This window comes from Arthrobacter ginkgonis (assembly GCF_039540195.1).
GTDB lineage: Bacteria > Actinomycetota > Actinomycetes > Actinomycetales > Micrococcaceae > Zafaria > Zafaria ginkgonis.
Genome location: NZ_BAABEO010000020.1, coordinates 199002 through 221108, shown reverse-complemented (window position 1 = coordinate 221108; position 22107 = coordinate 199002). Strand labels below are relative to the sequence as shown.

At 70.7% G+C, this 22107-nt stretch carries 19 protein-coding genes and 1 riboswitch; of the genes, 17 read left to right on the top strand and 2 right to left on the bottom strand.

The window, feature by feature from the left end; genetic code table 11:
- The 15 genes from ABD912_RS16110 to ABD912_RS16040 form a co-directional block, all read left to right on the top strand.
- On the top strand, positions 1–762 hold a 762-nt coding region (locus tag ABD912_RS16110), incomplete at its 5' end, for a zinc-binding dehydrogenase (protein ID WP_345152355.1).
- Between the two features lie 341 nt (positions 763–1103).
- A complete protein-coding gene (locus ABD912_RS16105) occupies positions 1104–2828 on the top strand; it encodes a CocE/NonD family hydrolase (protein ID WP_345152353.1) in 1725 nt (574 codons plus the stop codon).
- 51 nt (positions 2829–2879) lie between these two features.
- Entirely contained in the window at positions 2880–4169 is a 1290-nt protein-coding gene (locus ABD912_RS16100; RefSeq protein WP_345152351.1) for an ABC transporter substrate-binding protein, read from the top strand.
- A 55-nt stretch (positions 4170–4224) separates the two neighbouring features.
- Positions 4225–5043 carry an ABC transporter ATP-binding protein gene (locus ABD912_RS16095; protein ID WP_345152349.1) on the top strand — a complete coding sequence of 273 codons (819 nt, stop codon included), beginning with the start codon at positions 4225–4227 and terminating at the stop codon, positions 5041–5043.
- A complete protein-coding gene (locus tag ABD912_RS16090) occupies positions 5040–5843 on the top strand; it encodes an ABC transporter ATP-binding protein (RefSeq protein WP_345152347.1) in 804 nt (267 codons plus the stop codon). Before ABD912_RS16095 ends, ABD912_RS16090 begins: the two co-directional genes overlap by 4 nt.
- Positions 5840–6745 (top strand): branched-chain amino acid ABC transporter permease, encoded by a 906-nt coding sequence (locus ABD912_RS16085; RefSeq protein WP_345152344.1) that lies wholly within the window; start codon positions 5840–5842, stop codon positions 6743–6745. The genes ABD912_RS16090 and ABD912_RS16085 overlap by 4 nt, the downstream gene beginning before the upstream one ends.
- A 4-nt stretch (positions 6746–6749) precedes the next feature.
- Positions 6750–7958, top strand: coding sequence for a branched-chain amino acid ABC transporter permease (locus ABD912_RS16080; protein ID WP_345152341.1), 1209 nt, complete (start codon positions 6750–6752; stop codon positions 7956–7958).
- The gene (locus ABD912_RS16075) at positions 7955–9055 is read left to right on the top strand and encodes an NAD(P)-dependent alcohol dehydrogenase (RefSeq protein WP_345152339.1); all 1101 of its coding nucleotides are present in this window, start codon (positions 7955–7957) and stop codon (positions 9053–9055) included. Before ABD912_RS16080 ends, ABD912_RS16075 begins: the two co-directional genes overlap by 4 nt.
- Entirely contained in the window at positions 9052–10548 is a 1497-nt protein-coding gene (locus tag ABD912_RS16070) for an aldehyde dehydrogenase family protein (protein WP_345152336.1), read from the top strand. The genes ABD912_RS16075 and ABD912_RS16070 overlap by 4 nt, the downstream gene beginning before the upstream one ends.
- Positions 10549–10761: 213 nt before the next feature.
- Positions 10762–11853 (top strand): LLM class flavin-dependent oxidoreductase, encoded by a 1092-nt coding sequence (locus ABD912_RS16065; RefSeq protein ID WP_345152334.1) that lies wholly within the window; start codon positions 10762–10764, stop codon positions 11851–11853.
- Positions 11854–11943: 90 nt separating this feature from the next.
- On the top strand, positions 11944–13728 hold the full coding sequence (locus ABD912_RS16060) for a sigma-54-dependent Fis family transcriptional regulator (RefSeq protein ID WP_345152332.1): 1785 nt from the start codon (positions 11944–11946) through the stop codon (positions 13726–13728).
- A gap of 30 nt (positions 13729–13758) precedes the next feature.
- The gene (locus ABD912_RS16055) at positions 13759–14598 is read left to right on the top strand and encodes an SDR family NAD(P)-dependent oxidoreductase (RefSeq protein WP_345152330.1); all 840 of its coding nucleotides are present in this window, start codon (positions 13759–13761) and stop codon (positions 14596–14598) included.
- Complete coding sequence (locus ABD912_RS16050; RefSeq protein WP_345152329.1) at positions 14595–15137, top strand: flavin reductase family protein; 543 nt, start codon at positions 14595–14597, stop codon at positions 15135–15137. Before ABD912_RS16055 ends, ABD912_RS16050 begins: the two co-directional genes overlap by 4 nt.
- Positions 15138–15173: 36 nt before the next feature.
- Complete coding sequence (locus tag ABD912_RS16045; protein ID WP_345152327.1) at positions 15174–15632, top strand: ester cyclase; 459 nt, start codon at positions 15174–15176, stop codon at positions 15630–15632.
- A complete protein-coding gene (locus ABD912_RS16040) occupies positions 15629–16537 on the top strand; it encodes an SDR family NAD(P)-dependent oxidoreductase (RefSeq protein ID WP_345152324.1) in 909 nt (302 codons plus the stop codon). Before ABD912_RS16045 ends, ABD912_RS16040 begins: the two co-directional genes overlap by 4 nt.
- Positions 16538–16626: 89 nt before the next feature.
- On the opposite strand, the gene ABD912_RS16035 is transcribed toward ABD912_RS16040, so the two are convergent.
- Together ABD912_RS16035 and ABD912_RS16030 are read right to left on the bottom strand one after the other, a co-directional pair.
- Positions 16627–16941 (bottom strand): DMT family transporter, encoded by a 315-nt coding sequence (locus ABD912_RS16035; protein WP_345152322.1) that lies wholly within the window; start codon positions 16939–16941, stop codon positions 16627–16629.
- A gap of 9 nt (positions 16942–16950) precedes the next feature.
- Positions 16951–17018, bottom strand: a riboswitch (guanidine-III (ykkC-III) riboswitch).
- Positions 17019–17092: 74 nt separating this feature from the next.
- Positions 17093–17983: a LysR family transcriptional regulator gene (locus ABD912_RS16030; RefSeq protein ID WP_345152320.1), complete on the bottom strand. Its 891-nt coding sequence runs from the start codon at positions 17981–17983 to the stop codon at positions 17093–17095.
- 100 nt (positions 17984–18083) lie between these two features.
- On the opposite strand from ABD912_RS16030, the gene ABD912_RS16025 reads away from it, so the two are divergent.
- Both ABD912_RS16025 and ABD912_RS16020 read left to right on the top strand, forming a co-directional pair.
- Positions 18084–19448, top strand: coding sequence for an MFS transporter (locus ABD912_RS16025; RefSeq protein WP_345152318.1), 1365 nt, complete (start codon positions 18084–18086; stop codon positions 19446–19448).
- A 145-nt stretch (positions 19449–19593) separates the two neighbouring features.
- Entirely contained in the window at positions 19594–21927 is a 2334-nt protein-coding gene (locus tag ABD912_RS16020; protein ID WP_345152317.1) for an arylsulfatase, read from the top strand.
- Positions 21928–22107 lie beyond the last annotated feature (180 nt).

Here is a 22107-nt window from a genome sequence, read left to right as displayed (position 1 = left end):
GCGGACTGGAACCTGCTCAGGTTCCCCGACCGGGACCAGGCGCTCGAGAAGATCATGGACCTGACCATGCTCTCCGACATCCTGCCCACCGGCTTCCACGGCGCCGTGACCGCCGGGGTCGGGGTCGGCTCCACGGTCTACGTGGCCGGCGCCGGACCCGTCGGGCTGGCCGCCGCCGCCAGCGCACAGCTGCTCGGCGCCGCCGTCGTCATCGTCGGCGACATGAACGAGGACCGCCTGGCCCAGGCCCGCTCCTTCGGGTGCGAGGCCATCAACGTGGGCGAAGGGGACCCCGCCGACCAGATCGAACAGCTCCTGGGGGTCCCGGAGGTCGACTGCGGCATCGACGCCGTCGGCTTCGAGGCCCGCGGGCACGGCCACGGGCACGCTGCGGCCGAGGCCCCTGCCACGGTGCTGAACTCGCTGATGGACCTGACCGTGGCCGGCGGCGGGATCGGCATTCCCGGGCTCTACGTCACCGGGGACCCCGGCGCGGTGGACGCTGCCGCGCAGCGCGGCAGCCTCTCCCTGAGCCTCGGGACCGGCTGGGCCAAGTCGCTGTCCTTCGCCACCGGCCAGTGCCCGGTGATGAAGTACAACCGGCAGCTGATGATGGCGATCCTGCACGACCGGATCCACATCGCCAAGGCGGTCAACGCCACTGCGATCGGCCTGGAGCGGGCGCCGGAGGCCTACGCCGAGTTCGACGCCGGCGCCGCGACCAAGTTCGTGCTCGACCCGAACGGCTACGTGGCCGCCTGACGCCCGCGGCCGATTGCGATTCGGCCGGGCATGTTCCGGCCGGCGGGGCGGGTTCCGGCGGGGGCTTCCAGCCTTCGCCGGAACCCGTACCCATGGTCGCTGATTAAAACAGGCCACTGAGGAAAAGGGGCGACGCTCGCCGGGGCCCCGCGCCGCCGGCGTCGTTGCCGTCCCTTCGCGCGCCTTCAACCGGACGCCGAATCGAGTCTCAAATTGAGACAAAAACGCACCTGAGCCCGTGGCTATGGTGTGTGTGGCAGCTCACACTTCCCCGGAAGATGGCCGCCGACCGCCACGTCCCCACCACCTACAGCGGCATCTTGTGCAGAGCGGGAGTCACAGTGAAGTCCACCCTTGAGGTCCTCGGGACCACCGGCATCGAGACGATCCGGGTGCCCATGCGCGACGGCGTCGCCCTCGCCGCCACCCTCTACCGGCCGGCCGCCGGCGGCGGGCATCCCGTCATCCTGGTGCGCACCCCCTACAGCGAGCCCATGAGCCGGTCGCTTCCGGTGCTCCCCGCGCTCGCCGAGGGCTTCGCCGTGCTGGTCCAGAACTGCCGCGGCACCGCAGGCTCCGAGGGGGAGCTGCACGCGTTCGAAAACGAGGGCGCCGATGGCCTGGACACGCTGGCCTGGATCCTCGAACAGCCCTGGTGTGACGGCCGCATCGCGATGTTCGGGCCCTCCTACCTGGGGATGTCGCAGCTGGCGGTCAGCGGACACGCTCCCGCCGGGCTGCGGGCCATCGTTCCGATCGTGGCCACCAACGACTACCGCGACGGCCTGGTCTTCCGCCAGGGCGCGCTGCAGCTGGGCCAGGGCCTGGGCTGGCACCTGCTCAAGGCGGCCCAGACCCTCGGCGACCGGCGCGCACGGGGCGAGGACGTGGGCGCCCACGCCGCAGCCTTCGGCGCCGTGGCGGCCAACCCGGACGCCGCCTACCGGACGCTGCCGTTGACCGCGCTGACCGGCGTGTCCGACCTGGTCCCGAGCTGGACCACCTGGCTGGAGCAGGAAAACGAGCCCGCCTACTGGGAGCGGATCAGCTACGCGGACCGCCGCTCCGGCACGGCCGTGCCCGGCCTGCACGTTGGAGGCTGGTTCGACCTGTTCCTCGGCGGCACGCTCGACAATTTCGTGGAGATCTCCACCCGGGCCACCGACGAGTCGGTGCGCCGCGGCCAGCACCTGATCATCGGGCCCTGGACCCACGCCGACCAGACCGGTGCCGCCGGCGAAATGTTCTTCGGGTCCGGGGCCGCGGCGGCCATCGGGCTGGAGGCGCAGCAGCTGCGGTTCCTCCGCGAAAGCGTCGAGGGCCTGGACTCCTCCCTGCCGCCCGTGCAGCTGTTCGTGATGGGCGCCAACGTGTGGCGCCAGGAGAACGAGTGGCCGTTGGCCCGCACCGACTGGCAGCGCTGGTACCTGCACCCCGACGCGGGCCTCGGCACCGCGGCACCGCACGAGGACGCGGCCCCGCGCACCTACCGCCACGACCCGCACGATCCGGTCCCCACCATCGGCGGCGCCACGCTCATCGGCGGCGGGCTCGACGGCGGCGCCGAGTACATGCCCGGATCCCGCGACCAGCGCCGGCTTGACGGGCGCGAGGACATCCTGCGCTTCAGCAGCGACCCGCTGGAGGAGGACGTGGAGGTCACCGGTCCGGTGACCGTAACGCTGCACGCTTCCACCAGCGCCGCCGACACCGACTTCACCGCAAAGCTCATCGACGTCTGGCCCGACGGCCGGGCCATGGCGGTCACCGACGGGATCGTCCGCGCCCGCTACCGCGGGGGCATGGATGAGCCGCAGCCGGTGGTCCCGGGCGAGGTGGCCCGCTACGAGATCGACCTGGTGGCCACGAGCCAGCTCTTCCGCCGCGGGCACCGCATCCGGGTCGACGTCGCCAGCTCGAACTTCCCCTGCTACGACCGGAACTCCGGCAGCGGCAAACCCGCCGGAAGCGTCCAGGCGGAGGACCTGGCGCCGGCCGACCAGGCCGTTTTCCTTGACCGCGACCGCCCCAGCTACATCACCCTTCCCGTCATCCCGTCCAACTGAGCACCACCACTCGCCTCTGACCAACACACGACCCTGAAGGAGCCTTCCCTGATGCATGCCCAACGACGTGTTCTTGCCCTGGCGGCCACCGCCGCCCTGCTTCTGACCGGCTGCGCCGGCAACACCGTTTCGCCCGAAGGAGCGGCCAACGAAGGCCCCAAGGAACTGGTGAGCGTTCCCGGCTTCGATGCCGCCACCAAGACCATCACCGTCGGATCGATGGTTCCCGTCTCCGGGATCTGGGCCCCCGCCGCCACCAACATCGTCGGATCCGAGGCCTACTTCCACCGCGCCACGCAGCCCGGCGGCCCGCTTGAGGGATTCACGGTAAAGGTGAAGAACGTGGACACCGAATACAACCCCTCGGTGGCCGTTCCGCTGTACAGCTCGCTGAAGAACGACGTCCTGATGTTCACCAACGTGCTGGGCACCGCCATCAACAAGGCGCTGCTGCCGCAGCTGAAGGCCGATGACATGCTGGCCGTGCCCGCCTCCTCCGACCAGAAGCTGCTGACCGAGCCGAACCTGCTCCCGTTCGGCCCCTTCTACGGCATCTACCACACGGCGGCGCTGGACTACATGGCCAACGACGAAGGCAAGAAGGACGCGGTGTACTGCGTGCTGGCCGAGGACAGCGACTTCGGCGCGGAGGTGGTGGAATCCTTCGAGTACGCCACCGAGAAGCTCGGGCTGACCACAGGCGCCACGGTGCGCTACCCGAACACGCTGCAGGACTTCACCCCGCAGATCTCCAAGCTCAAGAGTGCCGGCTGCGAGGTCGTCGACCTCGGCGGCGTCGGCGCCGTCGTGCAGAACGCGGCCGTGCGCGCCGTCCAGCTGGACTTCCAGGCGGACTGGATCGCCGGCAACACCGCCTACAACGCCTCGCTGGCCACCGGCGCCGCGGCCGACTACATCAAGGACAACGTCCGCTTCCTGGTCACCGGCACCGAATGGGGAGACGACTCCGCGCCCGGGCAGGTCCAGATGGAAGAGGACATCGCGGCGCTGGATCCCTCGGCCAAGCCGATGGCCAACAGCTACCAGACCGGCTACATGGCGGCGAAGACGACGACGGCGGTGCTTGAGCGGGCCATCGCCGACGGCGACCTCTCGCGCGAGCACCTGCTGGAGGTGGCGGCCTCGCTCGGAACCGTCGACGACTTGGGCCTGGCCGGCGGCACCTTCACCTACGGCGCCAGCCCCGCGGAACGGCGTTCCGGCAGCAGCATGTCCATCTTCACCGTGGACAGCTCCTCCCCGACGGGGCTGAAGCTCAAGAAGTACGGCTACGAGTCGACCGTCGCCGCCGAATACAACGAGTCCGTGGCCGCAAAGTGACGATTTGCGCAGTGACGCATCGTGCCGTGACCCATGGCGCGGGGGAGGGGAAACCATGAGCGAGGCCAAGGCCGCGGCGCAACCGCGCACGGATCGCGCCGGCACCGAGCTCCTGGCCGTCGATCGGCTCTCGGTCAGCTACAGCGGCGGGTCCATCGTCGCGCTCGAGGACGTCGGGCTGACGGTGCACGAAGGCGAGATCGTCGCCCTGCTCGGGGTCAACGGGGCCGGCAAGACCACCCTGCTGCGAGCCATCTCGGGACTGCTGGGCATGCACGGCGGCACCGTCAAGGGCGGTTCAATCCGCTACGCCGGCCGCGACATCACCGGCGCACCGTCCTGGAAGCGCGTCGCGGCCGGCATCTCGATCTCCCTGGAGGGCCGGCGCATCTTTGCCGACCTGAGCGTTGCGGACAACCTGCGGGCGGGTGGCTACACCCGCCCGCGGGCGCAGACGGCACGCACCATGGAGGAGATCTACGGGCTCTTCCCGGTTCTAGGGAAGAAGCGCGAACTGGCCGCCGGCCTCCTTTCCGGAGGTGAACAGCAGATGCTGGCCGTGGGACGGGCGCTGATGCAGGGCCCACGCCTGCTGCTGCTCGACGAGCCATCGCTGGGGCTGGCGCCACTGATCGTCGCCCAGATCATGCAGATGGTCACGCAGATCAACGAGCGCGGATGCAGCGTGCTGCTCATCGAACAGAACGTCTCGACAGCCCTGCCCGTCGCCGACTACGCCTACGTGCTGGAAAGCCGCCGGGTGGCCCACCACGGGCCCGCGGCCGCCCTGATGGCCGATGACCGGCTGCGCGACCTCTACCTGGGGTCCGCGGGCGAGCCGGTCGCCGTCCCCCGAGAGAAGGTCCTGCCATGATGCTCCGTGTCGAAGCGCTGACGCTGTCCTTCGGCGGCGTGCGCGCGCTGAACGAGGTCGGCTTCGAGGTCCGCGAAGGCGAGTTCTTCGGCATCCTTGGTCCCAACGGGGCCGGGAAGACCTCGCTCTTCAACTGCCTCAGCGGGCTGGTCAAGCCCGCGGGGTCGGTCACCGTGGAGGGGACCGAGCTCCTGGGCCGGCGTCCGCACGAGATCGCCGAACTCGGGGTGGCGCGCACCTTCCAGAACCTCGGCCTCTTCGGGTCGATGAGCGTCACCGAGAACATCCTGGTCGGCGGACACCGCCAGATCAGCGGCGGGGCGCTGTCGGCCGCCCTGCGCTGGCCGCGGACGTTCCGCTCCGAACGGCAGGCGAGGGCGCGGGCCGACGGGCTGGTCGACCTGCTGGGCCTGGGCGCCTACCGCGACGCGACCGTCGACACGCTGCCCTACGGCATCCGCAAGCGCGTCGAAATCGCCAAGGCGGTGGCGTCCGGTCCAAAGCTGCTGCTGCTGGACGAACCCGTCGCCGGCATGAACCACGAGGAAACCGACCAATTCGTCGACTTCGTCCTCGAGCTCAAGGACCGCATGGGCCTGACCATCGTCATGATCGAGCACGACGTGCCGATGGTCATGCGCATTTCCGACCGCATCCTCGCGCTCGACTTCGGTGAGGTCATCGGCGTCGGCACCCCCGAGGAGATCCGGCACAACGAACGATTCATCTCCGCCTACCTCGGCGCCCCCACGGGCGCCGGCACCACGGCGGAGCCCCAGCTGCAAGGAGGAACCCGGTGACCAACCTGATCCAACTCACCGTGTCCGGCCTGTCCTTGGGCATCCTCTACGCCCTGGTCGCCATCGGCTTCGCGGTGCTGCTCAAGGCCACCGGCCACTTCAACATGTTCCCCGGAGCCCTGGTGCTGCTGGGTGCCTACCTCACCTACCAGTTCCACGTGCTGTGGTCGCTGAACTTCGTGCTGGCCGTGGCGCTGGCGGCGATCGTGTGCGCCGCGCTCGGGCTGGCCGGGGAGCGGCTGCTCTTCTCCCGGCTCGGCGGCAAGGGACACCGCTCGATCGAGCACCTCTCGGTGCTCCTGGTCAGCCTCGGACTGATCTCGCTGGCCCAGGCCGCGGTGGTGAGCATCTGGGGGCCGCTGAACTACCTGATCGAGGACCCCTGGGGGCTGAGCCTGGTCCGGCTTGGCGGGGTCGCGATCGCGGTGCGGGACATCTGGGCGCTCGGGCTGAGCCTGGCGCTGCTGGCCGTCTTCTACCTGGTCATCCAGCACACCCGCGTCGGCGTGGGCATGCGCGCGGTGGCGAGCGACCCCGAGGCGGCCCGCGCCCAGGGCGTGAACCCGCACGTCATTTCCGCCACCGCCTGGGCCATGTGCAGCGCGGCGTCGGTGCTGGCCGGAATGATGCTGGCCACGGAAATGGGCGGCGGGCTGGTTCCCAACCTGGACCAGATCGCGTTCTCGGCCCTGCCCGCGCTGATCCTCGGCGGCCTGTCCTCGCTGCCCGGGTGCGTCTACGGCGGCCTGGCGCTCGGCCTGGTACAGACCTACGCCGCCGGCTACGCCCCCGAGAGCATGGGCCAGGGATTCGCCTCCATGCTGCCGTGGGTCGTCATGATCCTGCTGCTCGTCGTCAAGCCCGGCGGCTTCGCCAAGACCCTCGAGACACGAAAGGCCTGAGCCCATGGCCCTGACCGAAACCGCACCACGCCTCAGGTCCGCCCGCACCGAGCCGCCGTCGGGGGCTCGGCGCCGCGACGACTCCAGGCTCTGCCGCACGCGGACGCAGCGCATCCTGCTCGCCGTGGCGTTCGTGGCCATCGTGGCCTTCCCGCTCAGCGTCGACAGCGCGTTCCTGATCTCGCTGACCGGCACCATCGGCGTCTTCGCCCTCGCCGCGCTGGGCCTGAACATCCTCTCCGGATACGCGGGCCAGATCTCCTTGGCCCAGAGCATCTTCGTGGGCGTCGGCGCCTTCGCCGGCGTCGGACTGGGCGGCTTGGCCGAGCTGCCGCTGCTGGTGTGGCTTCCGGGATCGTTCGTGGCAGGAGGCCTGGCGGCCGCGCTCGTGGCCCCGCTGACGCTGCGGCTCAAGGGGGTGTTCCAGATCGTGCTCAGCCTGGCGCTGATCTTCGTGGGCCACTACGTCTTCGTCAACCTGCCGGCGCTGACCGGCGGCAACGGCGGCATCTCCGCCACCCCGAGCCTGTCGCTGGGGTTCATCGACTTCGGCGAGCTGACCGTGGCCGGGATGCGCTACAGCTACGAGCAGGGACTGTTCATCCTGATCTGGCTGGTGCTGGCCGCGAGCATGATCGCCGTCGTGAACATGCACCGCACCCGCTTCGGGCGGGCCCTGGTGGCGGTGCGCGAGGCCGAGACCGCCGCGGAGATCGCCGGGATCAACGCGGCACGGATCAAGGTGCTCGCCTTCATCCTCGCCGGTGCCTTCGGCGGGCTGGCCGGAGGCCTGCTGATGGCGCAGCTGCGCTACGTGCAGGCCGAGCAGTTCGGGATCAACATGGGCCTGGAACTGCTGATCATCGTTGTGGTGGGCGGGCTCGGGACCACGTGGGGACCGGTGCTCGGCGCCGCCGTCATCAGTTCCATCCCCGTCCTGGCCACCCAGTACGCCGAGTACATCCCGTTCCTGCAGGCCGACTTCAGCCAGGACGGCGGGATCGGCATCCCCGTCGGACAGGTGGGGCTGCTGATCTACGGCCTGGCGCTCGTCCTCGTGATGGTCTTCGAGCCCCGGGGCCTGTCCCACCTGCTCGGCGCCGCCGGCAGGTCGCTGGTGCGCCTCGCCGGGCGCTCCCGCACGGTACCGGATCCCGTCCCCGCACCACCCACCCGCGCAGATGACCGCGCCCACCAAGGAGAAAAGGCATGACACTTATGACGGCGGCCGTGGTCCGCGACGCGGCCCGCGGATTCGAACTGGAGCAGGTGCGCCTGGACGCCCCACGCGCGGACGAGGTGCTCGTGCGGCTGGTGGCCACCGGGATCTGCCACACCGACCTGGGGGTGGCCCGCGATGTCACCTCCCCGCGCGTGCTCGGCCACGAGGGCTCCGGCATCGTCGAACGGGTCGGCGCCGCCGTGACCGGGGTGAAGGCCGGCGACAAGGTGATTCTGTCCTTCGCCTCCTGCGGCGACTGCGACAAATGCCTCGGCGGGACCCCGGCGCACTGCCGCAGCTTCTTCCCTCTGAACATGGCCGGGGCCCGCCACGACGGGTCGCTGACCCTCAGCGGGAGCGTGGGCGAGCCGATCGCCGGCAGCTTCTTCGGCCAGTCCTCCTTCGCCCAGTACGCCCTGACCACCCCGCGCAACCTCGTCCGGGTGCCTGACGAGACCCCGGAGGAGCTGCTGCGCATCCTCGGCCCGCTGGGGTGCGGCATCCAAACCGGGGCCGGGGCGGTGCTGAACAGCCTGCGCGTACGCGCCGGCAGCTCGCTGGTCATCATGGGCGCCGGCGGCGTGGGCCTCAGCGCACTGCTCGCCGGCCTCGCCGCCGGATGCGCCACGATCGTCGTGGCCGACCTGAACCCGGACCGGCTCGCCCTGGCCCGGGAACTGGGCGCCACCGAGACGGTCAACGTCGCCGATGCCGACGCCCTGGACCAGCTGCGGGCGGCGACCGGCGGGGGAGCGGACTACGCCGTGGAGACCAGCGGGGCCGCTGCGGCCGTTCGCCTGGCCGTCGACGCCCTCGACGTGGGCGGCGTGGCAGGGCTGGTCGGCCTGGGGCGCCCGGGCGCCGAGATCGTCCTGGACCACGCCACCGTCGGCTTCGGCCGGTCGATCATGGGCATCGTGGAAGGCGACTCCGTGCCGCAGACCCTGATTCCCGCGCTGCTGCGGCTGCATCGGGCCGGGCGCTTCCCGTTTGACCGGCTGGTGACGCTCTACCCGTTCGAGCAGTTCCAACGGGCCGTCCAGGACAGCATCGCCGGCAGCACCATCAAGGCGGTGGTGGTGCTGTGAGCGTGCATGAAACGGCCCCGGCCGTGCCCCTCTCCGATGGCCAGTCCGCCGCCGGCCAGCACCGCGACGGAATGTATTGCGGCGGGCAGTGGATCGCGCCGCCGCAGGGCCGCGAGCGGAAGCTGCGGGACCCGAGCACCGGGGCCCCGCTCGGCACGGTGTCGCTGGCCGGCGCGGACGACGCCGACGCCCTGGTCGCCGCGGCCGAACGGTCCGCGGCGGGCTGGGCGGGCTGCGGCCCGGTGCGGCGCGCCGAGATCCTTGAGGCGATCGCCGAGCGCTGGGAGGCGCGCGGCGAGGAACTGGCCGAACTCGTGTCGCGCGAAATGGGCATGCCGCTCGGCGCCTCCCGGGGCAACAACGTGCACGGGCCGGTGGCGGTGCTGCGCTACTACGCCGGCCTGGCCCGCGGCCTGGAGACGGTCGAACGCCGCGCCCCGCTCCTGTTCGACGGAACCGTCAGCATCCACCGGGCGCCGCTGGGCGTCGTGGCCGCGATCGTGCCGTGGAACTACCCGTGGATGCTGCTGGCCACGAAGCTGGGTCCGGCGCTGGCGGCCGGGTGCCCGGTCATCGTCAAACCGGCCGAGGAGAACGCGCTCAGCGCCCGGCTGCTGGCCACGGTGTTGGACGAGGCCGGGGTGCCCCCGGGCGTCGTCAACGTGGCCGTGGGCGGTGCGGACCTGGCCGCCGCGCTCGTCGCCCACCCGGGGGTCGCGAAGGTGGCCTTTACCGGCTCGACCGCGGTCGGCCGCTCCATCGGGGCCACCGTCGGGGGCCGGCTCGCGGCCTCGAACCTGGAACTGGGCGGCAAGTCGGCGGCCATCGTGCTCGACGACGCCGACCTCGACCTGACCCTGTCCCGACTGCCCGCGCTGTCCTACCTGAACTCGGGGCAGACCTGTTTCGCCCAGACCAGGGTCATCGCCACACCGGGCATCTACGAACGGATCGTCGAGGGCTACCGCGAGTACGTCCAGGCCCAGCGGGTGGGCCCGGCCCTGGACGAATCGAGCGCCCTGGGGCCGGTGGCCTCCGCGGCCGCCCGCGACCGCATCGAAGGGGCGATCACCGGCGCGGTGTCCGCGGGGGCGCGCCTGATCCGTCCCGCGCTGCCGGCGGACCTTCCGCCCGACGGGCACTACGTCGCACCGGCCGTGCTGGCCGACGTCGACAACGACTGGCCGGTGGCGCGGGAGGAGATCTTCGGGCCCGTGGTGTGCCTGATTAGGGCCCGCGATGCCGAGGACGCGGTGCGGCTGGCCAACGACAACGCCTACGGCCTGGCCGGGACGGTGTGGACACGGGACCTGGACGTGGCCCGGGACATCGCGGCGCGGGTGCAGGCCGGTTCATTCGGCATCAACGGGTACCTGCCCGATCTCGGTGCGCCCTGGGGCGGGGTGAAGGCCAGCGGCACCGGACGCGAGCAGGGGCCCGAGGCCATCGAGGGATTCCTGCGCGCCGACACCGTCTACGAGTTCGGTTCCTGAACCGGCAGGCCCCGCCTTTTCCGCCCGTTGGCCCGTTCGCATGGTGACCCATGCGAACGGGCCAACGGCGTTTCCGGGGAGGGCCGCCGGCGGAAAAACCGCCCGTCTCAAAGTGAGACGCAAAGGCCATCGCACGGAGCCTAGCGTGATATCAATGACATCACCCAGTGATGTTGATTACGGCTTGAAATCCAATCACTGAAAGGGACAACCATGTTGAACATCGGCATCAACCTCGGATTCGGCAAGCTCGACGAGAGCCTGACCGACGAGGAGATGTACCACGGCGAGCTGGACCTGGCCGTGCGTGCCGAGGCCCTCGGGTACGACAGCATCTGGGCGGTGGAGCACCACTTCAGCGACTACTCGATGTGCCCGGACAACCTGCTGCTGCTGGCCAACGTCGCCGGCCGCACGGAGCAGATCAAGCTCGGCAGCGGCGCCGTCATCGTCCCTTGGAACGACCCGCTGCGGGTGGCCGAGAAGGCCCTGATGCTCGACACGATTTCCCGCGGCCGCCTGCTGCTCGGCGTCGGACGCGGGCTCTCCCGCAAGGAGTACGTCCCCTTCCGCATCCCGCTCGAGGAGACGCGCGAACGCTTCGACGAGGCCTCGGCGATGATCTTCGAGGCCGTCGAATCCGGCGTCATCGAAGGCGAGGGCCCCTTCTACCCGCAGCCGCGCGCCGAACTGCGCCCCGGCCCGCGCGGCTCCTTCCTCGGCCGCCGCTACTGCGTGGCCGGATCCCCCGACTCCCTCGTCTCCGCGGTGAACCTCAAGGCCCGCCTGATGTCCTTCATCGTGCGTCCGGTGCCGGACCTCATGGGCAACTTCACCACCTACCGCGAGATGTACCAGGAGCGGCACGGAGAGGTCGCGCCGGCCATCTGCCTGAACGTGAACATGTACTGCCACGAGGACGACGCCCTGGCCCAGGAGCGCCACTTCGAGTACATCTCCCGCTTCTTCCAGTCCAACGTCGACCACTACGAGATGGCCGGGGACCACTTCGCCACCACCAAGGGCTACGAGCGGTACGCCGAGGGCGCCAAGCGCATCAGGGACGCCGGCCTGCAGGGCGCCGCGGACAAGTACGCCGAAACGGCGCTGTGGGGCAACCCGGAGCGCATCCTGGGCCAGATCGAGGAAATCCGCGATGTCCTCGGCGACTTCGAGATCATCGTGGCCCCGTGCTTCGGCGGGATGCCGTACGACCAGGCCCGCGACAGCCTGGAGCTCTTTGCCCGCGAGGTGATGCCCAAGGCGCGCAGCCTCAACGGCCAGAAGGTCAGTCTCGCCGTCTGACGCCATCCGGCGCCCTCCCGCAGCCCGCGGGCGGCACCGCCCGCCCGCGGGGCCAGCCCGCCACCCGCCCCAGCAGAAAGGAACACCCCGATGGACACACCGCGCCCCACGGTGCCCGGCACCGTTGCGGAATGGGACGCCATCCGTGCCGCCAAGCTCGAGGTGCTGGGGCGGGACCCGTTCTCGATCCGCGACGGCGACTACCCCCAGGTCCGCCCCGACGTGCTGCGGTCCTGGAAGCGCTCCCTGCTGGCCGGGGTGGACCCGCACGGCACCGTGATTCCCCACGACCCCGGGTTCGTGGCCCAAAGCCGGCTGGCCCAGATCGCCCAGCCGATCATGAACCGTCTCGAGGACCAGATCTCCGACCTGAGTTCCTGGGGATTCCTGACGGACCGCGCCTCGAGGCTGCTGACCGTCGTGGTGGGCGACTCGCCGCAGGCGGAGCGGCTGCGCCAGAAGGATTTGCGCCCGGGACTGTGCTTTGCCGAGGACCAGATCGGCACCAACGGCATCGGCTGTGCCCAGGAGGAGCAGCGCCCGTTCATCATCTCCGGCTCCGAGCACTTCCGCCTCGATACCGAGATCATCACCACCACCGGGGTCAACATCCGCGACCCCTATACCAAGCGCTTCGTCGGAACGCTCGGGGTGCACTGCCGCCGCGAGTACGGCTCCACCGCGCTGCTCCAGCTCGTGGTCGAGATCGGGCGGTCCATCGAGGCCCAGCTGCTGGCCAGCCGCGCCGACGAGGAGCGCGCGTTCTTCGACCACTACCTGCGCATGCAGCGCCGCTTTCGCGGCGCGATCGTGGGCATCACACCGAACCACTACGTAGCCAACGCCCAGGCCCAGGCGCTGCTGGGCGAGAACGACCAGCAGGTCCTGCGCCGGCTGGCCGAGGAGGCGAGCCTGCGCGGGCAGGAACGTTCGACCCGCCGCCGGCTCGCCAACGGCTCCGGCGCCACCATCACCATCACCCCCCTGGAGCACTCGGCCGGGCGGTTCGCCGCCGTGCTGACCCTCGAACCCGAACGGGAAGCGGACCCCACGAGTCTCTACGCGCTGCCCTTCAGCGCGGGCGGGGCCGTGCGCGAGGACTTCCGGGCGCAGGCGCGCCGGGCGCTCGGCGGCGGCCAGGCGGTGCTCTTCAGCGGCGAGAGGGGCAGCGGCAAACGGCACATCGCCCGCGACGCGCTCGCCGAACTCTGTGCACCCGCGGCGGTGGCGGAAATCGACGGCGCCCAGGCCCACGCGGCACCGGGGGAGTGGTTCGCGGACCTGAGCCGCGCGCTGCGCGACGGCAACGCCCCCGTGCTGCTGACCCACCTCGAGGAGATCCCGGCCGAGCTCCTGCACCGCGTCGCGGACCTGATCAACGCGGCGGCCGGGCCGCTGGTCGGCACCACCACCGAACAGCACGGCGAGGACAGCCCGACGGCCTTCCTGCGCGAGTGCTTTCCCGCCGCCCTGGAGATTCCTCCGCTGCGCAACCGCGCCGATGAATTCTCCGCGCTCTGCCGCGGACTGCTGGCAGCGCTCGACGCCGCCGACGGCCAGCGCAGCAGCATCGCCCCCAAGGCGGTCGCCGCCCTGGTCTCCAACGACTGGCCCGGCAACGTGAGGCAGCTGCGCCAGGTCCTGGCCACCTCCCGCATCCGCGCCGCGGGGCGGGAGATCCGCCTCACCGACCTGCCCGCCCGCTACGGCACCGCGGTGGCCTCACGCCCGCTGCGGGAAATGGAACGGGTCGAACGGCAGACGCTTATGGTGGCGCTGCGCGAATCCGGGGGCAACCGGGAGGTCGCGGCCGAAAAGCTGGGCATCTCCCGGGCCACGATCTACCGAAAGCTGAAGCGCTATGAGCTGCGCTGAGACACACACGAACGGAAGGGGCATGCAGCCATGACACAGAGGGACGATCTCGCCGGGGCCACGGCGGTCGTGACCGGGGGCGCCTCGGGAATCGGCCGGGGCATCGCCTCCACCCTGGTGGAGCGCGGGATGAACGTCGTCGTCGCCGACATCGACCGGGACGCCCTGGACCGGGTGGAGGGCGAACTCGGCGTGCTTGGGGTGACCACCGACGTCACCGACGCCGACAGCGTCGCGGCGCTCGCCGAGGCCACCATGGCCGAGTTCGGCGCGGTGCACCTGGTCTGCAACAACGCCGGCGTCGGACCGATGGCCCCGATGAACCAGCTGACGCTGGAGGACTGGCGGTGGATGCTGGAGGTCAATCTGTGGGGCGTGATCCACGGGGTGGACGCCTTCCTGCCGCTGCTGGAACGCAACACGGATTGGGGCCACATCATCAACACCTCCTCGATGTCGGTGTTGGCCCCGCCACCCCGCCTGGGCGCCTACGTCGCCTCGAAGGCCGCCGTGATGGGCCTGACCGAGGTGCTGGCCGCGGAACTGGAGGCGGCGGGGTCGGTGGTCTCGGCCAGCGTGCTGATCCCCGGACCGGTGCGCACCAACATCGCGGCGAGCCTGCGGCACCGGCCCGCCACCTCGAACGGGGCGCTGTTCGACGTGGACATCTCCGGCAACGGGAAGAACTTCCGGTTCCTGGACCCCGAACAGGTCGGCGAACTGGTGGTCGAAGCCATCGGGGACCGCCGCCTCTACATTCCGACCCACGGCGAGTGGCGCACCCAGGCCGCCGAGCGCCACCGCCGCATCCAATCCGATTTCCCCGCCGACGGCGCCGCCGCCGGCGCCGTCCCCCAGGAGGCGTCATGAACACGAACACGAGCACCGCCGAGGCCGGCCCGGCCGCGGTGCAGGAACCGGCGCAGGAACTGGCGGAGCGGGTGCGGGCCGTCCACCGCCAGTACCCCACGGGCGTCACCGTGGTCACCACCGCCGTGGACGGCGTCCCCTACGGGCTGGCCGTCAACGCCTTCTCCTCCATTTCCCTGGACCCGCCGCTGGTGCTGGTGTGCGTCAACGAATCCTCGCGTTCCTACCCGGCGGTGTTCGACAGCGACCACCTGGGGGTCAACATCCTGGCCGCCGACCAGCGGGCGGTGGCCGGCGCCTTCGCCGCCTCCGGCGGAGACAAGTTCGCGCAGCTGGACTGGACCCCCAGCGAACGCGGGGTCCCGGTGCTCGACGGCGTGGCCGGCCACTTCGAGCTCGAGGTCAAGTACAAGATTCCGGCCTTCACCCACACCATCTTCATCGGCGAGGTGATCGATGCCCGGGCCTCGGGCAAGGCGCCCCTGGTCTACCAGGGCGGCGGCTTTTTCGACGGCGCCCAGCTTGTCCCGGCCGGCTAGGCCACCCCTGCAGCGAACCACGAAGGAGCCCACAGCATGTCCGTCACCGCGTCCACAGAACAACCCAAGCAGGAGCTGCCCAACCGGGAGCTGCTCCTGAGCGCCCTGTCGCACCAGGGCCACGAGGCCGCCAGCGAGGCCATCGACACCTACTACGCAGCCGACTTCGTCCGCCACGGCGAGAAGACGGACTACAGCCGCGACCAGCTGCGGGAGGGGATCGCACGGCTCTACCGCGGCTTCCCCGACCTGGTGCGCACCCACAGCGACGTGATCGTGCAGGGGGACCGCGCCGCCTACCGGTGGGAGGCGCGCGGCACCCACCTGGGCGACTACCTGGGGGTCCGGGCCACCCGGCGGCCCGTGCACGCCCGAGGCATCGTGATGTGCCGGTTCGCCGACGGCAGGATCGCGGAGGAGTGGGCCTCGTGGAACAAGGCCAGCCTGCTGCACGACCTGGGCATCATTCCGCTGGGTCGGGAGGAGGGCAAGTGAGGGAGTTCGCGGGCAAGATCGCCTTCATCACCGGCGGCGCCTCGGGCGCCGGCCTGGGGCAGGCGCGGGTCTTCGGGCACGCCGGGTGCCGCATCGTGATCGCCGACATCCGCCGGGCCGCGATCGACGACGCCCTGGAGCTGCTGCGCTCCGAGGGAATCGAGGCGCACGGGATCGAGCTCGACATCACCGACCGGCAGGCCTACGCGGCCGCCGCGGACGAGGTCGAGGCGATCTTCGGCTCCGCGCCGCAGCTGCTCTTCAACACCGCGGGGGTCAACAGCTTCGGGCCCTTGGCCACGGCCACCTATGAGGACTTCGACTGGGTGATGGGCGTGAACCTGCAGGGCGTCATCAACGGCATCCAGACGTTCCTGCCCCGCATGATCGCCAGCGGGCGGGACGGCCACATCGTCAGCACCGCCTCCATGGCCGGCTTCGAGGGCAGCCCCACCGCGGCGATCTACGCGGCCAGCAAGGCGGCGGTGATCAACCTGATGGAGAGCTACGCGCTGTCCCTGCCGGCCCACGGCATCGGTGCCTCGGTGCTGTGTCCGGCCAGCATCCGGTCCAACATCGCCTTCGCCCAGGACACCCGGCCGGCCCACTTGGCCGCGAACTCGGGGTTCCGCGCGGATCCCGAGTTCATTGCGCTGCAGCACCAGCTCTACAGCGGCGGCATGGATCCGATCGTGCTGGCCGGGCACGTCAAGCGCGGCATCGAGGAGGACGCCGTGCACATCCTGCCCTACCCGGAAACGCGGGACGGGATCGAGCGGCACTTCCGCACCATCCTTGACTCCTTCGCCGACTCCTCGGTCGATCCGGAAGGCGCCCGGGAACGGGCCCTCGCCTTCGAGCGGTACCGGGCCCAAGCGGCTGCCCTCCCGGCCTCCACGGACTGAGCCCGCCCGCGCGGCGGTACCGGACAGGGAGGGGGGACGACGCCGGAACGCACCGCCGGCGTCGTCGCCCCCCTCAGGCGAGGACCTGCCTAGTGGGAGAGCTTGAGCCCCACCACGCCGGCGACGATCATCAGCAGGAACAGCACCTTTACCACCGACAGCGGCTCCCCGCCGGTGGCCATCGCATAGACCACGGTAAGTACCGCCCCGATGCCGACCCACACCGCGTAGGCGGTGCCAACCGGCAGGCCCCGCATGGCATAGGCCAGTCCCGCCATGCTGGCGGCCAACGCGGAGAAGAACACAACGGACGGACCCAGTCGGCTGAAGCCCTCGGACTTGCCCAGCGCGGTGGCCCACGCCGCCTCAAGCACACCGGACAACACCAGAACGAACCATGACATGACAGCCTCCACGGGCCGTCTTGTCGCACACCGGGTACGGCACCCATCGTCCGGAAGCCCGTTGTTTCGGGCTCCTTTCAGGATCCCACGCCCCTTGGCGGGCGGCAATGTCAACTCCCTCACCCGCGTCCGCGCGGGCGATCCGCCGCCCTCAGGCCGAACGCAGCGCCTCCAGCGCCTCCTCCACGCGGCGCGAGGGGCGGTGCTCGCTCGGCAGCACGCCGACCAGCGCGTTGCCTTGCACCGCATCCAGGACGGGCAGGTACACCACGGTGCGCCCGTCGAAGGTCGCTCCGGTCGCCGGCACGCTGTTGATCAGCGAGTACCCCAGCCCGCGCGCCACCATGCAGCGGATCGTCTCCATGTTGCTGCTCCTCCAGCGCACGTCCATGCGCAGCCCGAGGTCGGACACGATGGAAGTGAGCCGTTCGATCGTCGGCGGGACGTCGAGCAGGACGGCCGGTTCGCCGATGACCTGCGCCAGGTGGATCCCGGGTTCGCCCGCCAGCGGATGCGTGGCGGGCAGCATCACGTGCAGGTGGATGTCGATCAGGCGCACCGGGGTCAGGTCGGGCGCGGCCTGCAACTCATAGACGAGCGCGAAGTCCAGGTGTCCGTCGCGGACCGCGTCCTGTATCTCCGAGGGCGCCCCCTCCCGGAATCCGAGCTCCACCTCCGGATAGCGGGTGGTGAAGTGCTCGGCGAGCACCGGCATCAGGCGTGGCGAAATCGACTGGGCGAAACCGATGTTCAGGGGGCCGCGCATCAGGTCGCGGTGGTCCGTCATCGCCTCTTCGGCCTCGGCCACCCGGGCCAGGACCGCCCGGGCATGTGCGGCAAACTCGCGCCCCGCCGGCGTGGGGGCGACCCGCTTGGAACGTGAGCGGATCAGCAGGTCGGTCTCCAGCGAGCGTTCCAGCTGGGAGATGGCCATCGAAACCGCGGCCTGGGAAATGTGGCACGCCGCGGCGGCCGCCGTCACCGAGCCGTGCTCGATGACCCGAACGTAGTACTGGAGCTGGCGCAGCGTGATTTCAGGCATAAGTTTTCCTGATCGATTTCCTTGGATCAATTGATTATACAGATCCTGTGCGGTGGCACACACTGGAACCAGAATCGTCCCTCACCCACAAGGAAGTGTCGTGAATCGCACCCAGACCCATGGAGGCACCGGAGCCTCCCTCACGGGCCCGGCCCCTTCGGGCGAACCCTCGGGGCCGGCCGTGAACGAATCGCTGAACACGGCGGAGATGCGCCGCATCCTCTCCTCGAGCTTCATCGGCAGCGCCATCGAGTACTACGACTTCATCCTTTACGCGACGGCCGCCTCGCTGGTGTTCGGCCACGTCTTCTTCGCCGACCTCGGCGCCGGATTCGCGCTCTTCGCCTCCTTCGCCACGCTGGCCGTCGGCTACGTGGCCCGCCCGCTCGGCGGCGTCGTCTTCGGCCACTTCGGCGACAAGCTGGGCCGCAAGAAGATGCTGGTGCTCTCCATGCTGATCATGGGCGTGGGCACCACGCTGATCGGCGTGCTGCCCACCACCGCCCAGATCGGGATCGCCGCGCCGATCGCGCTGGTGCTGCTGCGCATCTGCCAGGGCATCGCCGTCGGCGGCGAGTGGGGCGGGGCGGCCCTGATGGCGCTCGAGCACGCGCCGAAGGCCAAGCGCGGCTTCGCCACCTCCTTCGCCAGCGCCGGCGGCCCGGCCGGGGCCATCATGGCCACACTGGTGGTCTCCGCGGTCTCCGCGCTGACCGGCGAGAACTTCCTGACGTGGGGGTGGCGCATCCCGTTCCTGCTCAGCGCCGTGCTGATCGCCGTCGGCCTGGTGATCCGGCTGAAGGTCTCCGAGACGCCGTCCTTCCAGCGGCTGGAGGCCGTCAACGACAAGCGCAGGATGCCGATCCTTGAGGTCCTGCGCGACCACCCGCGCGCCGTGGTCCTGGCGCTGCTGGCCGCCATGAGCTTCTACGCCTGCCAGGGACTGTTCACCGTCTGGGGCGTCTCGCTCGCCGTGGAGAACGGGGTGGACCGCTCCGGAGTGCTGAACTGGAAGGCCGCCGGCGCCATCGTCACCCTGCTCGTCACGTTCTGGGCCGCGCGCATGAGCGACCGGATCGGGCGCAACCGCATGCTGCTGATCGGCGGCGTGGTCGGCGTCGTGCTGGCCTACCCGCTGATCGCCCTGCTGAACAACGGCACCCTCTGGGGCTTCGCCGTCGCGATCGTGGTCGGCAACGGGGTGGTGCAGGGCCTGCTCTACGGGCCGATCGGCGCGTTCGTCGCCGAGCAGTTCCCCACCAGCGTCCGCTACACCGGCGCCTCGCTCTCCTACCAGGGGGCCTCCACCCTGGGCGCCGGCTTCAGCCCGATGATCGCCACGGGGCTGGTCCTCGCCGCCGGAGGCAGCATCGGACTGGTCGCCGCCTTCTTCGCAGCGGTCATGGTCGCAGGCATGGTCGCGGTCCGGCTGACCAAGGAAACCTCCAAGATCGACCTGGGCTAGGCGCCTGCCCGGCGGCGGTTCCCCGAAAGGCTTCGGTGGGACCGCCGCGCCGGCGTCCCGGAAAGCACTGGCGTCCCCGCACGCACCGACCGAACCACCGCCCCGGCGCACCCCGCCGCCGCGGCGGAAGGAATGAAGAAGGATCATGACGCAGATCAACAACGGCAGCTACCCCGTACGCGACTATGCGGGCTTCGGGGGCATGGTCTCGGAGAAGGCCAGCGAATCGGCCCCCTGCTGGCCGCCCCGGCCCACCGCGCCCGCCGGGGCGCCGAACGTCGTCGTCATGCTCATGGACGACATGGGCTACAGCGACATCTCCCCGTTCGGCGGCGAGATCCACACCCCCACGCTGGAGGCCATCGCGGGGGAGGGGTACCGGCTGGGCAACTACCAGACCCCGCCGATGTGCGCGCCGGCGCGGGCCGCGCTGCTGACGGGGCTGAACCCGCACCGGGCAGGGTTCGCCTACGTGCCCCACATGGATCCCGGCTTCCCGAACTCCGCGATGGAACTGCCCGCGGACGCCCCCACGCTGGCGGAGAGCTTCCGCGCCGGCGGCTACGCCACCTTCATGGTGGGCAAGTGGCACCTGACGGTCGAATCGAAGATGCACGACGGCGCGGCCAAGGACTCCTGGCCGCTGCAGCGCGGGTTCGACCGCTACTACGGGTGCATGGACGGCTTCACGTCCCTGTTCCACCCGCACCGGCTGGTGCGCGACAACGGCCAGGTGGTCGTCGACGAATACCCGGAGGACTACTACCTCACCGACGACCTGACCGACCAGGCGCTGGGCATGATCGGGGAACTGCGGGCCAACGACCCGGCCAAGCCGTTCTTCCTGTACTTCGCCCACCAGGCGGTGCACGGCCCGGTGCAGGCCAAGGAGCGGGACCTGGAAACCTACCGGGGGCGCTACGACGCCGGCTGGGACCACATCCGCGACGAGCGCTTCGCGCGGCAGATCGAGATCGGGCTGTTCGGCCCGGACACCCGCTGCGCACCCCGCAACCGGGAGGCGGGCGCCGACGTCGTGCCCTGGGATTCGCTCACCGAGGCCCAGCAGCGGACCTTCGCCCGCTACATGGAGGCCTTCGCCGCCGCGGTGGACAACGTGGACCAGAACCTCGCCCGGCTCGCCAACCGGCTCAAGGCGATGGGCGAGTACCAGAACACGATCTTCGTCTTCACCTCCGACAACGGGGGCACCTCCGAGGGCGGGGACACCGGCACCCGCAGCTACTTCAGCCGCTTCGGCGGGGTCCGCACCGGGCTGCCGGAGGACTGGGAACCGGACGTGCCGCGCGACCCGGACCTGATCGGCGGCCCCCAGACCTACGTCCACTACCCGCGCGGCTGGGCCTACGCCTCGAACACGCCGTTCCGGATGTACAAGACCTACACCCACGGCGGGGGAGTGCGGGTGCCGATGCTCGTCTCCTGGCCCGCGGGCCTGCCGCGGGCCGCGGACGACGACGGCGTGCGCCACCAGTACGCCTACGCGACCGACATCGGCGCCACGCTGCTGCGCCTGGCCGGCGTCGAGCCGCTGGCCGAACGCGCCGGCATCCCGGCGCGGCCGGCCGACGGCGTGGCCTTCGACCACTGGCTGCGGGACGCGTCCCTGCCCACCCTGCACACCGAGCAGTACACCGAACTCAACGGCCGGCGCGCGTTCATCGAGGGCGGCCTCAAGGCGATCGCCCCGGCCCCGAACGGGCCCGGATGGGACGAGGGCGGCTGGGAGCTCTACGACGTCGCCGCGGACCCGACGGAGACGCGCGACCTCGCCGCCGAGCGGCCCGACGCCGTCGCGCGCCTGGCCGAGCGCTGGCGTGCCAGCGCGTGGGAGAACCAGGTGTTCCCGCTGAACGACGACGGGTCGTTCAACCGCAACCGGCCCGCCACCGAGCTGGCGCTGGAGGCGCCGGTGACGCTCTTCCCCGGCGCCCCCACGCTGGAGCGGTACCGCAGCGCCAAGCTGGTCCGGCTGCGCAGCTTCACGATCGAGGTGGACCTGCACTGGCGCGAGGGCGACGCCGGGGTGCTGCTGGCCCACGGCGACCAGGGCGGCGGCTACCAGCTGCGGATCGAGGACGGCCGGCTGGTCCTCGCCTACAACCAGTACGGGGCGATGCGCCACGCCAGCGCGCCGCTGGAGCCGGGCGCACGCTCGGTCACGGTCGGCTTCACGGCCCTGCCCGGGTTCCGCTGGGAGATCGGGGTCCGGGTGGACGGGCGTGCGGCGTTCGGCCTGGACGAGGTGACGATGCTGATCGGCATGGCCCCGTTCGCCGGGATCAGCGTGGGCCTGGACCGCGGCGGCCCCGTGGACTGGGAGCTGTACCGCCGGCACGGGTGCTTCCGGTACCGCGGCGAGCTTTCCTCCGTGCGCTACGTCCCCGGCCCCAAGGCCGCCTACAACCCCGAGGTGATCCTGGAACTGGACCGGCAGTTGGTCTCCGTCTTCGATTAGTGGCGGACTTCGACTAGATGGGTGAATCCTCCCCGGCCGGGGAGGGGAACAGGCTCCGACGTTCGCGTCGGGGCCTGTTCCGCGTTCCGGCCCCCTACACCTGCCGGCGGCCCGGGGCGGGCGTGCATGCCCGTGCGTCGGATGCATGGCGACGCGTCACGGTGCACCGCACGCAGGGGC